Genomic DNA, 15725 nt, shown 5'->3' with positions numbered 1-15725 from the left:
TTGATTGTTAAGCCAATGGCGATAATTGGTCAATGAAAGTAAACTCAGACGGTACGTAACGCTGGTTCGTAACGAGATTCCCGAACTCGTTAATTCCGAATACGGTTATGACCACATTATTGCTTTGTGACACGATGACTTCATATTGAACTTCATATGAAACGTTGCCGGCGATGAAAAAAACCAATGCTTGGTTGCTGTTCGGAGCCAAAATAACGGATTGCGCATAAATTGGGGCAAAACTAGAGCCATCCGGCGAACCAAGTATTTCTAGAATGATCGTTGCTCCATTCGCCTGATCGGCGTTCTTAAGATTGACCACGATGTTCGTTGCGGCGGTGCCGAAATCGCGCGTGTTGGTAATCCATCCTGTAGTAAAGGGCATTCAGATTCACTCCTCCCTATCGTTTCTATTAATCTATGAAATCGGAATGAGGTTGTCCTATGCGTTTACCCGGAGAGTCATTACCTTATTTTGGATTTTTTATGAGGGGTTCGAAGCTTGGCGCAAGAACCGTGCGAGTTCAGTCATGCTGCCATGATGCTTTTGCTGCACAAGAAGGACTTCGTTTTGAATTTTCTTGGCATGTCTGTTGGATCCCATGTCCGCATGAATCCGATAATGAACTAAATCTTCATGGATGTAGTAAAACTCGTAATGCGGCAGTATTCGCAGCCACATATCATAATCGTGCGTATAGCGCAGCGATTCGTCGAACAAGCCTAAGCGTTGGAAGACTTCCATCCCGATCATGACAGAGGAACCGTTGATGATGCAGCCTAACTTTAATGTGTCTACAAGGTGGATTTTCTCCGGGAAATCAAAGCCTTTCAGCGTGTCCGTGATTTGGTTATGATGATCCATGTGGGCATACGACGTATGACAAAAATTACCTTTGTTTTCGAGCAGGAGACCGATTTGCTTCGTGATTTTATCCGGTTGGAAGACATCGTCCGCGCTTAGCCAGACGAAGTAGTCGCCATATGCGTGCGCGATGCCGGTATTCAGCGCGGACGCCGTGCCGCCGTTCCTCTGTCGGATGTATCTGACAGTCCCTTTATAGGGCTCCACGGTTTCTAGGAACCGCGTAGATCCATCGTCGACAAGGATGATTTCAAGATGGGGGTAGGTTTGGTTCAATGCACTTTCGATCGCCTGATCTACATATGCGCAATTATAGAACGGGATAACAACGGATACTAAAGGCTGCATGCACGTTCACGCTCCGTATTCATGATTTTATATTTATATGATTCTCGTTTTGTTTTGTTAGCCTTTTTGATTGATTGGCATCTATATGATTGAGGCCTGGAAAGGAGAGGAGCAAGCAATCGAACGACTTCGCAGCATGGCGAGCATGCTGCAATCCTAATTCATTCGAAGAGGTGGTCCTTATGACGGAGCAGCAAAGCGAGAAATTGGTTGAGCGCATTGATGCGGTATTTTTGCCTGTGCGGGATTTGGGCAAGGCGGTAGATTGGTATTCGGACATATTCGGGCTGGAAACAGCTTGGCGGAATAAGAGATTCGCGGGGCTAATCGTAGGCAGCAACGTAGGTTTCCATCTCGTCGAAGTGAAGGATTACGTGGCGAATCAGAATTATTGCCCGTTTAATTTTGCCGCGGCGGATTTGGATTCCGTACGGGCCAAGCTGGAGGGACGCGGTGTCGTCATGACCGGTTATCGCGAAGGCGAACCGCGGCGATTCGATTTCTTCGATCTCGATGGCAATATACTTACGATTATTCAGATCGAGTAGGCGCGGAAGCGCTTTTTTTTTATAAGCTTCCGGAAGTGTAGATCTCGTTTTATACTCCTGTTTTCCCTATTATTACGGTGGGAGATACCGGTAAGATGGAACATGATTAGCGGCATTTAATGGAGACGAGGGGGCATTCCGCATGCGTGATTGGTTTGAAGGTTCGACAATCGTTGATTTAACGGACGGTTATTCGTTGTCGCAAGCGGATTCAACGGACTGGGGCGTTTATTATTCCGTTTACTATAACATGGCCTATAACGGATTTTTTAAGGATCAAGGTTTGAAGATGAATCATTGGAGGAGAAAGTTTTGGATTCATCAAGGACCTGCGAAAATCGGCGGGGTCGTGATGGCGCCAAACGTGATTTTTGGCTTGTTTTTCATTCCGCCGTTCAATGATGAAATGAAGGTCGTTCAGCTGTTGAAGAAAGCGCTGCTGAACGGATCGGATCGGACGAAAGCTATCCTTGCCTACGAAATTTTGCCGAATCAAATCGACCTTTTCTCGAGAGCCGGCTTCTGGCCGGGTGAATTTAGATGCCGCTGGATGCAGCGGCCTACCGAGACATTCTCAATCGATTGGGATGACGATCTGAGGATTGCCGTACCCGAATTCTGCACGATGGATGACGAGGTTAACCTTAACAACGCTGAAGAAATAAGCGAGCTCTCTTACAGCAGTTACTCCGGCACGTTATCTGGAGTTCGTAGACAGTGGACCTCGCGGGAATTCTTCTCCGCATGGACGAAGCAATTTGCTCAGGAATCCAATGAGAATCTGCGAATCGCATCGAGTCTGATCTATGACAACACTAGCGGTCAATTAGTCGGCGCCTGTCTGGTTTCCTTGCAGGATGGAATGCCAGCCCTATTTAATATTGCGGTTGTGCCTTCCCATAGGGGCAAAGGCATTGCAACCAAGATGATCCAAAGGGCACTGAGCGTGTTAAGGGAGCAAGATTACCCTATTCTTCGCCTCTATGTCATGCAAGGGAATGATGCAGAAGCGGTGTATTACAATCTTGGATTCGCGGCAGGCCCGCTAGAAGTTCAGCATTGTTATATTCCCGCAGTTCAACAGGCATAAGCCCATAACTGTGTAACTTAGAGCTGTTTCAGCCAGCCCGCGTTCAATGAAATTTCAAAGCTCATAGCCCTAAAGAGTCATCTCAGCCTGGATTTCCTTTGTTACACTAGACCAAGTTCATATGGAAACAAAGGAGATTGAGCGATTGAAAATCTACACAGGGATATTCTTCATTCTCGTCGCGCTGCTCATGCTGCCGAACATGGTGTCGGCGCATACCGGCTTGAAGAGCTCGACGCCGGCTAATGGAGACACAGTTACGAAGGCTTTAACAGAGATTGACTTGACGTTCGCGACAACAATCGAGCCGTTGAGCGTCTTGAAGGTTACGGGCGAGGATGGGAAGGAAATCGCGGTAACGAGCATTAACGGGGATAACGATATCAAAGGTGCGTTCAAAGCGCCTTTAACGAATGGCAAGTATAAGGTCGCATGGCGTATCATTGGCGAGGACGGCCACAATATTAGCGGCGAATACTCGTTTACGGTTGCCGTACCTCCTAATCAAGCACAACCTTCAACAGGCAATGATACTGCAGCCCCGACTCCGGCACCGGATCAGCCTGTCAATGATCAGCAGGGTTCAACAGCATCGTCCGCGAACGATGGAGCGGCAAATGCGAATGCCAATGTCGTTGCCGATGCGGGAGCTGCAGAAGGTGCAATCGATGCTGCCGATACTGCCGATGCCGATAGCAGAGGTACTGCCGATACTACTAATGCTGCCGACGCCGCGACGAATAGTCAGGGGATTGCAACGGCTGCGGACCCAGCTGCGGCGGCGTATCCGGCCGTATCAACGGCCAAGAGCAACTTAAGCACCGGATGGATCATCGCGATCGGACTTGGTTGTTTGGCAGTAATGGGGGTCGGCATTCGTATGTTTAGCAAATAAGCACGACCTGAAAAAGCCAGCAGATGATTCTTCTTCTGGCTTTTTGTCATTTCTGTACTCGTCGCATCATCTATACCGTCTATCTTAAGCCGCACCTTGTTCAACGCCAAACAAACTTTCTTGCCTCTGTTGTATCCGGAAGAGGAATGGGAAATGCTACCTTAGTGGAAAAATGACTTCAAGGAGGAAATGACGATGTTGAAGATAGCGATTATTCTTGGAAGCACGCGTCCTGGCCGCAATGGAGAAGCTGTCGCACGCTGGGTAACGGAGATCGCAAACAAACGCAGCGATGCTTCCTTCGAGCTCGTCGATCTGGCGGATTTCAATTTGCCTTTGCTGGACGAGCCGGTTCCGGCATCGATGGGACAATACAGCAAGCCGCATACGATTGCATGGTCCGAGAAGATCGATTCCTTTGACGGCTATGTATTCGTAACGCCAGAGTACAATCACGCCACTTCAGGCGCCCTCAAGAATGCGATTGATTTTCTCTACAAGGAGTGGAAAGACAAAGCGGCCGGCTTCGTTGGCTATGGGGGCAGCGGCGGCTCGCGCGCCATCGAGAATCTCAGGCTCATTGCCGGCGAGCTGCATATCGCAGACGTTCGCGCCCAAGTCGGACTTTCTCTGATGACGGATTTCGAGAACTATAGCGTGTTCAAGCCCGGCGCGCATCAAGAGCAGGCGGTCAACACGATGCTTGACCAGGTTATCGCCTGGAGCGGCGCGTTGAAAACCTTGCGTTAACCCGGTTCAAGTCGATTGACCGATCGTGCGTGTACGTGGAAGTAATCAAGCGGAATCCAACCGGATTCCGCTTTTTTCTCGTTTCGAAGGGGAGGTGCGGCCAAGCAGTTGAAAACACCTCTTGACATGCCAATTTCTTCTATATAACATATGTAATATAACGAGTGTTATTAACACTTATGGAGATGATACATCATGCCCCCGAAGGCAGAAATATCGAAGGAGATCATACTGAACGCCGCTTTTGAAATGGTGCGGGAACAAGGGCTGGACGTATTGTCCGCCAGGAGCATCGCGCAAAGATTGAAATGCTCCACGCAGCCCATTTACAGCGTGTACGGAAATATGGAAGAGGTCAAGGAGGATGTGTTTCGCCGGGCAACCGATTTTGCGCTCGAGAGCATGAAGCAATACCATGATGACAACAATGCGCCCGCCATGAACTGGGCGATCGGATGTCTGCTGTTCGCGCGCAATGAGAAGCAGCTCTTCAGAACCTTATATCTCTCCGATTATAAGGTGGAATTCTTGCGGAGAAACAACGACATCCTCCATGAGGAATTGTACGCCGCGTTCTTGCAGGTGGATAGCCGCCTTCAGGCGATCGAAGCGGGCAAGGCCGAGAAAATGTTTCGAAAAATAATCACCTATTGGCTTGGCATTGGCACGATGATCAACACCAATTCGCTAGAGCTCGACATTGACGACGCGACAGACATGTTAGGAGAGATGTACCAGCTGCTGGCGATGAAAGAAGGAATCGAATAACGAGCCGCGGCGAGCGGTGTGCGGCGCATGGATTCGGACAGACAAATTGCTGGAGGGATAACATGAGTGCATTCGTGTACGACGTGCAGCAGGTCAGTCAATCGTATAAGAAGGGGAAGACCCGGATTCTAGCCAACGAGCACATCACGATGAATATTCGCGAAGGCGAAATCGTCGGCGTACTCGGACCGAACGGCGCGGGGAAGTCGACCTTAATCAAGCAGTTAGTCGGGCATTTGAAACCGACGGAAGGCAGGGTGCTCTTCTGCGGACAGGACGTTCATAAGCAAACGCACACGGTAGCTGGATTAGTGGCATATTTCGCGCAAGAACCGCATGTCCTCTCGTCGTTGCGAGTCATCGATGCGCTCGTGTATACGGGGCAGCTGCGCGGCATGTCTGCATGGGAAGCGAAACGACAGGCGCTCGAGCTGCTTGAACGGTTCGAGATGTCCGATCTTGGCGACAAGCTGATGAAGCGGCTGTCCGGCGGGCAGAAACGGATGATCGGCATCGGGACGACGTTGATCGGAAGATCGCCCGTGTTGATCTTCGACGAACCGACGAACGAGCTGGATCCGAAGAAACGAAGGCTCGTCTGGTCGCTGATCCAAGAACGTAACCGCGAAGGAGCGACGGTCATCCTCGTCACGCACAATGTGCTGGAGGCCGAACAGGTGGTCGACCGCGTGGCGGTAATCAATCATGGAAGGCTGCTGGCGCTGGATCATGTCTCACGGCTCAAGCAGCGCGTCGACCAACGGTTGAAATTCGAATTGACCGCAGCGTACGGCAAGCGAGAAGAAGCGGAGTCCGTGCTGCAGTTGTGGGGCGAAGTTCAGGCGATGAGCGAAAATCGGCTGCGGCTTCTCGTCGAGAAGGAGCAGGCGCATCGGCTGTTCGACTTCATCATGGAGAATCCCGCCTTGCCGATCGAGGATTATACGATTACGCCGCCAAGCCTGGAAGACGTGTATTTTCATATTGATGCCGTGGCTGCGTCTTCCGCAGTCCAAGGCCAGGAGGCGATCGAATGATGAACCGTTTATCGGAAGCGTCGCCTCTTGCGATGACCGTCCAAGATGCTGAACGAATGACTCGATTAAGGGGGTTGCCGCGGATCAGAACGGAGCTGAATATTCTCTTCAAGATTCAGTTCGCGATGATTCGGGACAGCTGGGTGTTCGTCGTTCTGATGGCGACGATGTTCCCGCTGACGAACGTGTTGTTCATGAGCATTTTCGTACCCGACCCTTCGGAGAAAATGATGGTGCAGATTATCGCAGGGAATATGATATTCGGCGTTATCTTCATGGGTCTGAACGGTTTGGCGCAGGACATCTCCTGGCAGAAACACCAAGAGCATTTCACTTTCTATGCGTCGCTGCCGATTTCGAAGCTGAATTTCGTGGCAGCGAATCTGATGCGGGGGTTAATGAATACGCTGCCGTCGTTAGTCATTTTAGGCGTGATCGGCAAGTATTTGTTCCATATCGACCTGCAGCTGACGTGGGGATTGCCGATTGTCATTCTCCTCTCGCTGGCCAGCATCGTCGGCATCGGAACGCTGCTCGGATTCTGGTCTCCGAATCACAATCTAACGAACATTCTCGGGCAAACGGCGATGATGCTGGTCACGTTCTTGACGCCGGTCATGGTGGAGGCCGATCGCTTCCCGCCCGTCATGCAATGGATATCCTATTTGCTTCCGACGACGTATGCAGCCGATGCGATGCGGATCGTGCTGTTCAAAGGATGGACGGGAGCGGTGCTGCTGGATTGCATCGTATTGCTGGGATTTACGCTGGTTACGCTGGTCCTGGTAAACCGCATGGTAAGCTGGCGCGTGAAATAAAACGGCGGTCATTCGCCTTCCCATGGAGGTTCATAGATGATGGTGGAACATATTACGCATTACTTTAGCGCTGTGCCATTCCGAAGCCTGTCTGCGTTAACCAAAGCCGAGGCTTTGAACACGATGTCCGCATTATGTGACGACACGCCATTCTTCGAACGTTTCAAAGAACCGCTCCAATACTGGGAGAGCCGCCTGGAGACGGAGAACTGGCTGAGAGAGGCGTTCATTAAGAAAGGCGGAACGCCGCAGGCGAACTATCCCATCTATTCCGTGCTCGGCACATCCGATTGGATTGAGCAATATTCATTAGCAATGGGAATCGGCATGGAAAAGATTCAAATTCCCTTATCCATCTTTCAAAAAGGAGATGTAAGCTTCACGCTCCCGGACAGCATGGTTTCCTTCTGGATTGCACGAGACAAACCTGAGGCGTATTATGACCCTCGGTATCATGGCCATGTTTTTACGCTTGCAGAAGCTAGGGCTTCAATAACGATCGAATTACTGAACAAGCTGGCGTCCATGCATCCGACAGGCACCATTCCCTATGTGGAAGCGCAAATCTGGAATCATGAAATCGCAATGAAATACTATGAAACGAGTCGCATTTGAAATCGACAATGGCCAATCATAGAAAACCTTGTAACCAATGACTACGTCTAACGTATAGCAACCTAAAGGATTTCGAATTCATTGGAGGGAAAGCAGGCTTTGTCTAATTTATTGGCCATGATGAAAAAAGGAAATACCTCTTCGTTAGCAGCCGCACTCGGAAACGCGGGCGTTGCGATTTTGAAGGGAATAGCAGCGGGAGTGAGCGGAAGCGGCGCGATGTTCGCATCCGCGATGCACTCCGTTGCGGATTCAGTGAACCAGGCTTTTGTCTTTACCGGCAGTATTCTTGCCGAGCGCGAGCCTACGAAACGGTTTCCGACCGGATTCGGGCGCGTCATTAATCTATTTTGCATGGTCGCGGTTATCGTCGTTACCATCATGGCGTATGAAACGATCATAGAAGGATTTCATCTCATCCGGCACCCTGCGCATGCTACGAATTTCTGGTTGAATTTCATCGTTTTGCTCATTTCGATCTCGGTTGACGGCGTCGTCCTCATCAAAGCGATGAAAGAAATCGTCCATGAGACGCGCGACGAAGCGAAAGGCTTCGCTGTCGTTGGCGCCGCCATCCGGAACGTCGGACGCGCGGCCCCGCCTACGCGCCTCGTGTTCTACGAAGATATCGTAGCGACCAGCGGCGCGGCGCTCGCGCTTATCGCGGTTATCATATCCCGATTTACTTCCTTTACGGTCTTCGACGGGATCGCGACGATAATCATTGGTTTATTAATGGTCGGAGTGGCCTTCAAGGTCGGGTACGACAACATGGTCGGTCTGATCGGCGTCGCCGCACCTCGTGTCGTCGAAGATAAAATCGCGCAAATCATTCTTGCCGATGCCTACGTGACCGACATTAACAAGATGCGGGTCATCCAAGAAGGACGTTTCTACCACGTAGAAGGAGCAATCGAACTGCGCAAAGGGATGACGCTTGCGGATGCCGATGATATTAAGTTTCGGATCCGGGACAAGCTCCTCGCCATGCCGGAAATATCCGATGTCACTTTAGGAATCATTGAAGATAATGGCGTCCGCGATTGGAGAAAAGAAGAGCCGCTTGAGCCCGTCCATACCTAGTGCAGTCAAGGACATCGCTCGCAATAGAGAAGTAACGACCGATTACAGCCGCCTCACGAGCGGCTTTTTTTATTTTGCTTCCCAGTATTTGCAACTTGGTTTGGCTTGGTTTCGTTATTAGCTAGAAGATGGGCTGCATTATTTTATTGGTGCGAGAGATAATTTGCAGAGCTTGGTTAGCAATCTAGTACCGACTACAAATTGATAACGGAGGCGATAGACATGTTCTTCGTACAAATGTCCGGATTTCCCGGGTCGGGCAAATCGACGCTTGCCAGGGAAATCGCGAAATTCACGAAAGCCGTCATCATAGATCATGATATCGTGAAAACAGGCTTGGTTGAGGGAATGGAAGTAGCGAAACTAGAAGTGGATCCCAAGCGTGCCGGAGGGATCGCGTATCATATTGAGTGGTCTTTAGTCGATTTCCATCTCTCCCAGGGCTATAACGTTATACTGGATAGTCCTTGTTTGTACGATGAGCTGGTCGAGAAAGGTACGGCTGTGGCTGAGAAGCATCATGCGAAATATAAATATGTAGAGTGCGTATTGAACGATATTGCTGAACTTAATCGCCGGTTGACCAATCGCGTGCGGATGATCACCCAAATCGGGCCAGTCGATATTCCCGAAGAAAGATGGCAGGAGGTAATCAACCGAGCGAAAAAACCATCGCACTTGGAATGTCTGAAAGTAGACACTTCGCAACCCTTGGACGATTACATAGAGAAAGTGCTGTTCTATATTCATAACTAACTTCGCCCCGCAACAGATCCTTGCTAGCTTTATTTCCGGAAGATGAGACAATAGCATCAAGGAGAAGATGAACATGACCATTGGCGAGAAACTTAAATTGAGAAGATTGAAGGCCGGGTTCACGCAGGAACAAATTGCCGCTAAAATGAACATCGCGAGGCAAACGCTGTCCAATTGGGAAGTCGGAAAAAACATGCCTGACATCGACTCGATCATCGTGCTTGCCCGAATCTATAATCTCTCCTTGGACGAATTGCTGTTGAGTAAAATCTTTTTCAAGGGAGTGCTCACGATGTTTCCTAAGCGAACGAAGGATGAAATCCATGCCATGATTCGGAGTCAATTTCCGGAAGCGGCCGATCTGAAAGAGCTAACGGGCGGCCTTGCTTCGCAAACCTTTTCTTTCGATGTGAAAGGGCAACGCTGTGTATTTAAGACGGGGACGCGCATGGAAGTACACGAGAAAGAACAATGGGTCTATAACAAGTATCATCAACTCCTGCCGCTCCGCCGCATGATTGGGAATTCCGAGACATCGCAGCAGCAGCCGTACGCCGTATTCGAATATATCGAAGGCGTGAAGGTATTCGATTTAAGCAGCAAGGAGCTTTTTGATGTCATGGCTTCCATACTCGAACTACTCGCAACCCTCCAGTCCGTCGATGTATCCGATGTTGACGGGTACGGCCGGTTTGACGAGACTGGCAAGGCATCTTATCTGACTTGGAATGACTTCATTGAAGCGATTGATAACGAATCTATTTATGACTGGTCCAGGCTGGATTTGAAGAAGATCGATGCTGAAGTTATTGATGCGGCGATTCACAAATTAAAGCAAGGCGCTCCTCATATCAAGATAAGCAAAAAGCAATTGATTCATGGCGACTTAGGCTCATTCAACTTAATCGCCGACCGGGGAAGAATAACCGGCTTGATCGATTGGAGTTTGTCCATGTACGGGGATCATTTATATGACATCGCGAATTTCATGTTCTGGAACGAAGATAAGCTTCAACCATTGATCGCGCACTTAAGCGTGCAATATATGAATACGGCCGAAGATCGGAGAACGATTAGTTGCTATATGCTTCGAATCGGTCTGGAAGAACTGTACAACACCTTGATCATGAACGAGGCAGGTTATGACGTAGAGTGGGTAGCTAATCGTTTGCAGACCATTACCGACGGTTCGGAGATATAGAACATGAGCAATCAAGCAGTTGAAATCCAAAGCGACGTCCACCTCGTGTTCAGCCTCTCGGATGCGGGGTCCTTGAAAGTAACGTTCAGCGAAATCGGGAAACGTCGAGAGAATTTGGTTCTCGCGTTTAACGATCTGTTCTCGATCGGTCCGATTAAGAATTTGGACAGCAGAGAAGGCCGGCAGATGAGGCAGCGCTGGTTCATGGAGCGATTTGCTGATTATAGCCTCAACCACGTTCTTAACGAGGAACATCAGCTCGAGCATATGCTTGAAACGCTCGCGGGAATTCCCGAAACCAAGCCCATCACGATTTGGTGCGGCGATAACGCCCATGACCAGACAGGCTTGCGATTCGTTTTGCACGTGTTGAAGCAACGAGAGCAGCCGATTAGAATCGCAAACGTGTCTGAGCTATTCAGTGAACTCCGACCGGAAGCGGAAGTTCTGGTGCCGCCGTATGCGCAAGGCTTAATCGAGAAGAACGTGTATCGCGAAATGGTCGAACGATGCAGTCGGCTGAAGCTTCTGGATGCAAGCACAAGGCGGCAATATGAATCAGAATGGTTAGCGTTGTCGGGGCGAGATCATACGCTGCGCTTATGGCTGGAAGGCGAGGTCATTGGCTGCGAGGAAGACAGACTGGACGCTAGCATCTTAAAGGCGGTCACCGAATGTGAAGAAATGTCCGACGAGGACGGCTTCGTCAAAGCGGGGCGCGTCGTAACGAACGTATTCGAGCATATCAACCAACTTGTCGGGGATGCGTTCATCAATTATAGAATCTGGACATTAATTAGCGATGGCTATCTGGGATTCAGAGGTCTCCCGGTTGCATTGCATCAATATGCCATAAAAGTTCTCCCTCGAAATGAAGACTTTGAACGAGGAGTTCAGTCACCAAAACATATCATTTCTGTTTCCGCTTTAGTAAAGAATGCAAAGGGAGAAGTTCTGTTATTGAGGACGCACTGGCGTTCAGATACATGGGAAATGCCAGGCGGAAACGTTGAGCTTGGAGAACCGTTAGATGAGGCGATTCGCAGGGAATTCCTAGAGGAGACCGGCATTGTAATCCGTCCTATCGGCATAACAGGCGTGTATTGCAATGCATCGAAACAGGTTATATCCGTGGTGTTTCATGCAGAGTACGTCAGCGGTGAGATACAAATTCAACCCGAAGAAATTATAGAAGCAAGATATATCCGGTTGGATGAACACAACATTGGCCAATGGATCACCCGTCCACAGCAAAAATCCCGCACGCTTGATGCGATGAAAGCTGAGGAAATGGTTCCGTATGAAACATGGGAAGTCAACCCGACTTATAACTTGTTAGGTAGATTGCATCATCATTCATGAGCGGTTTGAATGACCTTGAAGTTTCACGTCAGTCAGTGACGACGGCGAAAATCGCCGTCGTTTTTTTGTGTGTACACCGAGGTTACCGCGTATCCTGTGTTCGAAAGAAAGGTCTCGCGAACTGAGATTTCATCGTTTAGGACATATGTCCTTTTCGGAATCAGCTGCTCGTCGTTTAATGGGGAGAGCAGAAATGAACGAGGAGGAAGTCAAGGAATGAAAGGGATTATTTTGGCTGTATTGGGCGGCGTATTTCTAACGATGCAAAGTACGGCCAATGCGGCAATCGGCGAACATCTTGGGACTTGGCAGGCTGCAGCGTTAACGCAAGGCACGGGGTTCGTGGCGGCTTTTCTTATTGTATGGATCACAGGGGATCGATCTTGGCGAAAACTGAGGCAGGTGAAGCTGCACTATCGTTTCGGCGGCGCGCTTGCGGCCTTCATCATCTTCAGCAACATCACGGCCTTTCACCACAATGGTGCTGCCGTCACCGTATCGGCGGTCCTGATTGCCCAGATCCTGGCGACATTAGCGATGGAGAAAGCCGGATGGTTCGGCAATCGCACGCTGCGGCTGCGCACGCCGCAATGGATCGGCATTGCGCTTATGATCACGGGAATCTTATGTTTATCCTTCTAAGCGGCTACACTATCCAATAGGAAGGGGATGCTGGAATGAAGGAAATCGCAGCTGCCGATCGGTTAGAAGGCTATCTTGTACAGTATGCGTTAGAAGAAATCTTCCCATCCGCATTGCGACAGCATTTGGTGCTGTACCGATTCGAGCCTGATGAAGCGCTGTGCACGCAGGGCGAAGAACCGCAGCATATTTTCTACCTCGTGCAAGGTAAAGTCAAAATCTATACGACATCGGCAGAAGGGAATACGCTGCTGCTGAATTTCACTTCGCCGCTTGGCGTTCTTGGCGAAATCGAGTGCCTGAGCGAATTGAACAATCTGAATACGGTAACGGCGGTAACGGCCGTGGAAGCGATTGGCGTTCATAAACGCTGGCTGCGGCTCTATCGCGAAGAAGTACCGTTCCTGCAGTTCATGCTGCAAATGATCTCGGAGAAATTTTACTCGAAATCGGTAGCGCTGAGTTTCAATCTGCTGTATCCGGTTGAAATCCGGCTTGCCAGTTATCTGCTCTCCGTGACGAGTCCGGGAGAAGCAAAGGTCAGTACGGCCAATTTGAAAGACATGGCGAACTTGATCGGCACCAGTTATCGGCACTTGAACCGGGTTATTCTCAACTTCTGTCGGATGCAGCTGGTAGAACGAAGTCGCGGCACGCTCATGATCAAAGACCGAGCAGGCCTCGAAGCCGTCGCTGGGCGAAACATATACGAGAATGGTGAACGGAGGGACTTGCGTTGATTACCGGCATTTTATTAGCGCTTCTGGCAGGGATGCTTGTCAGTGTGCAGACCTTATTCAATAACAAAGCGAGCGCTGCGTTACATTCGCATACGACGACTGCCCTCGTGCTGGGTATGGGATTCATCGCGTCGTTCGGCATGGGCATGTTGATGGAGGGCGCGGATTTTCTGAAATGGCAGGCGATGCCGGGTTGGTTCTGGTTCAGCGGACTATTAGGAATCGGCGTCGTCACCAGCGTGGTTAAGGGCGTCCGTCTTCTTGGCCCGAGCGCGGCGACAGCGATCGTCATGGCCTCCCAGCTGTTATGCGCGTTATGGTGGGATTCCGCAGGATGGTTCGGATTGGAGCAGGTTCCGTTCAGTTGGCAGAAAGCTATCGGCATCACGGCGCTTATTGCCGGTCTGGTGTTATTCAAATTCCAGCCGAAGCGTAAAACTGAGCTGTCGGAGAACGCAAACGCCATGCCGACGATGATGAGTAGAACTTAAGTAGGGAATTGGGATTGGTATTGGGAGCGATTGTCATCCGGCATTGGTTAAGGTACGATATCTAGGGGAACTCCTTGGGAATCGGCAGGGACTCAATAGGGACTCGATAGGGAACCTGCAATTCGAATCATAACGATGCAATACCCACATTAGACGGTGAAGGGAAGAAGTACGGATGGGAGATATGTTGGTTAAACTATATCAATTGCCGGAATCCGAATCGCCCAAACAATTTACAGCTCGTACAGGAATTACGGTTCGCAGAGCAATCGGACCTGAGCTGATAACGGTTGCCGAATGGGTCGAGAAACGGTTTAGCAAAGGCTGGCGCAGCGAGTGCGAGGTTGCATTCAGCAGGCAGCCCGTCGCTTGTCTCGTCGCGGTGAAGGATGGCGAGCTGCTCGGATTTGCCTGTTACGACGCGACGTGCAGAGGTTTCTTCGGACCGACGGGGGTAGACGAGCAGACCCGCGGACTAGGAATCGGCAAGCAGCTGCTGTTCGAAGCGCTTCTCGCGATGCGGGATTTCGGTTACGCGTATGCCATTATAGGCGCCGCTGGCCCTGTCGACTTCTACAAACACACCGTCGGCGCACTGGAGATCGAGCAGCCGGAACCGGGCATCTATACAGGTATGCTTAAGTTGGTATAGCCTTCATAGACTATAATGCGGCATCAATGCGAAAGCCTGAGGGAATCAGGCTTTTTATTTATATGGTGGACCTTTTATGCGGGGACAATAGCATGAGGATATGGAGGCGATTCATCCATGACCGATTATACCGCGAGCAACCGAGCGCATTGGAACGCACGTACTGCTGTCAATGCCGCGAGTACAGCCAGATATGATATCGAAGGGTTCAAGGCAGGCAAAACGACCTTGACCCCGATTGACCTTGAGGAATTGAGCGATGTGGCGGGCAAGTCGCTGCTGCATCTCCAATGTCACTTCGGGTTGGATACGCTGTCCTGGGCTCGCCTCGGTGCGGATGTTACCGGTGTAGACTTCTCCGAGGATGCGATCGCGCTCGCCGAACGTTTGCGTGACGAAACCGGGCTGGACGCGCGTTTTCTCTGCACGGATATTTACGAGCTGCCGCAGGTGCTTGATGACAAGTTCGATATCGTCTATACGTCAGGCGGTGTCTTGTTTTGGCTCTCCGATCTCGACCGCTGGGCGAAAATCATTGCGCATTTCCTTAAGCCTGGCGGCATCTTGTACCTGCAGGAGGAGCATCCGTTTCTCAATGTTTTCGATGATGGCGGCGAAGTGACGGATTTGCACACGCGATATCCGTATTTTCACACGGAACAGCCTCTTCAGATCGAGGGTCTGCTGCCGCATTCAGATCCGGCGGCCGATCAACGGGGTGTCGAGTATGTCTGGAGCTACAGTTTCAGCGATATACTGAATGCCTTAATCGGTGCTGGCCTGCGCTTGGATTACCTGCATGAGTTCACCCACGGCAGCAATCAACGTTTTCCGTTCATGGAGCAAGGCGAGGACGGACGATGGCGGTGGAAAGACGCATCCAACGATATCCCGCTGACGTTCTCGCTGCAGGCGACGAAGGTATGAGGAACGTGGCTGGCGGCCCATAGAACATAAAGAACAGCAGGCCATTCGAAATTCGGGATGGTCTGCTTTTTTCATATAGACCGACCGAAGACATGAATGATGCAAAACTTCCATAGGATCTAAACAGGGGCTTTGCA

19 protein-coding genes and 1 pseudogene are annotated in these 15725 nt (G+C 50.3%); 18 read left to right on the top strand and 2 right to left on the bottom strand.

Translation table 11 applies throughout. From position 1 onward, the window contains the following. Positions 1-7: 7 nt before the first annotated feature. The gene (locus tag GZH47_RS02420; protein ID WP_162638372.1) at positions 8-385 is read right to left on the bottom strand and encodes a hypothetical protein; all 378 of its coding nucleotides are present in this window, start codon (positions 383-385) and stop codon (positions 8-10) included. A 99-nt stretch (positions 386-484) separates the two neighbouring features. Beyond that, on the bottom strand, positions 485-1213 hold the full coding sequence (locus GZH47_RS02415) for a glycosyltransferase family 2 protein (protein ID WP_162638371.1): 729 nt from the start codon (positions 1211-1213) through the stop codon (positions 485-487). Between the two features lie 182 nt (positions 1214-1395). Here GZH47_RS02415 and GZH47_RS02410 point away from each other — a divergent pair, with 182 nt between their 5' ends. The 18 genes and pseudogenes from GZH47_RS02410 (at position 1396) to GZH47_RS02330 (ending at position 15588) form a co-directional block, all read left to right on the top strand. Next, positions 1396-1761, top strand: coding sequence for a VOC family protein (locus GZH47_RS02410; RefSeq protein ID WP_162638370.1), 366 nt, complete (start codon positions 1396-1398; stop codon positions 1759-1761). A gap of 196 nt (positions 1762-1957) precedes the next feature. Then, entirely contained in the window at positions 1958-2851 is an 894-nt protein-coding gene (locus GZH47_RS02405; protein ID WP_225446335.1) for a GNAT family N-acetyltransferase, read from the top strand. Positions 2852-2996: 145 nt separating this feature from the next. After that, a complete protein-coding gene (locus tag GZH47_RS02400; RefSeq protein WP_162638368.1) occupies positions 2997-3746 on the top strand; it encodes a copper resistance CopC family protein in 750 nt (249 codons plus the stop codon). A 195-nt stretch (positions 3747-3941) separates the two neighbouring features. Then, positions 3942-4496 (top strand): NADPH-dependent FMN reductase, encoded by a 555-nt coding sequence (locus tag GZH47_RS02395; protein ID WP_162638367.1) that lies wholly within the window; start codon positions 3942-3944, stop codon positions 4494-4496. 195 nt (positions 4497-4691) lie between these two features. Then, the gene (locus GZH47_RS02390; protein ID WP_162638366.1) at positions 4692-5264 is read left to right on the top strand and encodes a TetR/AcrR family transcriptional regulator; all 573 of its coding nucleotides are present in this window, start codon (positions 4692-4694) and stop codon (positions 5262-5264) included. A 62-nt stretch (positions 5265-5326) separates the two neighbouring features. Beyond that, complete coding sequence (locus GZH47_RS02385) at positions 5327-6301, top strand: ABC transporter ATP-binding protein (RefSeq protein WP_162638365.1); 975 nt, start codon at positions 5327-5329, stop codon at positions 6299-6301. Beyond that, on the top strand, positions 6298-7119 hold the full coding sequence (locus tag GZH47_RS02380) for an ABC transporter permease (protein WP_225446334.1): 822 nt from the start codon (positions 6298-6300) through the stop codon (positions 7117-7119). The genes GZH47_RS02385 and GZH47_RS02380 overlap by 4 nt, the downstream gene beginning before the upstream one ends. 36 nt (positions 7120-7155) lie before the next feature. Beyond that, complete coding sequence (locus GZH47_RS02375; protein WP_162638364.1) at positions 7156-7734, top strand: hypothetical protein; 579 nt, start codon at positions 7156-7158, stop codon at positions 7732-7734. Between the two features lie 117 nt (positions 7735-7851). Next, positions 7852-8817 carry a cation diffusion facilitator family transporter gene (locus GZH47_RS02370; protein ID WP_404823801.1) on the top strand — a complete coding sequence of 322 codons (966 nt, stop codon included), beginning with the start codon at positions 7852-7854 and terminating at the stop codon, positions 8815-8817. 222 nt (positions 8818-9039) lie between these two features. After that, positions 9040-9573, top strand: coding sequence for a P-loop nucleotide/nucleoside kinase family protein (locus GZH47_RS02365; RefSeq protein WP_162638362.1), 534 nt, complete (start codon positions 9040-9042; stop codon positions 9571-9573). Between the two features lie 73 nt (positions 9574-9646). Continuing rightward, a complete protein-coding gene (locus GZH47_RS02360; RefSeq protein ID WP_162638361.1) occupies positions 9647-10774 on the top strand; it encodes a phosphotransferase in 1128 nt (375 codons plus the stop codon). A gap of 3 nt (positions 10775-10777) precedes the next feature. Next, positions 10778-11605 (top strand): annotated as a pseudogene (locus GZH47_RS34575) (DUF1835 domain-containing protein); the annotation flags it as partial. Positions 11606-11626: 21 nt separating this feature from the next. Continuing rightward, positions 11627-12136, top strand: a complete 510-nt coding sequence (locus GZH47_RS34570; RefSeq protein ID WP_404823800.1) for an NUDIX hydrolase — start codon at positions 11627-11629, stop codon at positions 12134-12136. A gap of 216 nt (positions 12137-12352) precedes the next feature. After that, positions 12353-12778 carry a DMT family transporter gene (locus GZH47_RS02350; RefSeq protein ID WP_162638359.1) on the top strand — a complete coding sequence of 142 codons (426 nt, stop codon included), beginning with the start codon at positions 12353-12355 and terminating at the stop codon, positions 12776-12778. Between the two features lie 35 nt (positions 12779-12813). Then, positions 12814-13518: a Crp/Fnr family transcriptional regulator gene (locus tag GZH47_RS02345; protein WP_162638358.1), complete on the top strand. Its 705-nt coding sequence runs from the start codon at positions 12814-12816 to the stop codon at positions 13516-13518. Then, complete coding sequence (locus tag GZH47_RS02340; RefSeq protein ID WP_162638357.1) at positions 13515-14009, top strand: DMT family transporter; 495 nt, start codon at positions 13515-13517, stop codon at positions 14007-14009. The genes GZH47_RS02345 and GZH47_RS02340 overlap by 4 nt, the downstream gene beginning before the upstream one ends. Before the next feature lie 184 nt (positions 14010-14193). Beyond that, positions 14194-14661 (top strand): GNAT family N-acetyltransferase, encoded by a 468-nt coding sequence (locus GZH47_RS02335; RefSeq protein WP_318653408.1) that lies wholly within the window; start codon positions 14194-14196, stop codon positions 14659-14661. Between the two features lie 117 nt (positions 14662-14778). Beyond that, on the top strand, positions 14779-15588 hold the full coding sequence (locus GZH47_RS02330) for a class I SAM-dependent methyltransferase (protein WP_162638355.1): 810 nt from the start codon (positions 14779-14781) through the stop codon (positions 15586-15588). The last annotated feature ends 137 nt before the right edge of the window (positions 15589-15725 follow it).

Origin of the sequence: Paenibacillus rhizovicinus (genome assembly GCF_010365285.1) — a bacterium.
In the GTDB taxonomy this organism is placed as follows: Bacteria; Bacillota; Bacilli; order Paenibacillales; family Paenibacillaceae; genus Paenibacillus_Z; species Paenibacillus_Z rhizovicinus.
The sequence above is the reverse complement of the archived record's forward strand: the minus strand, read 5'-3'. Positions and strand labels throughout refer to the sequence as shown.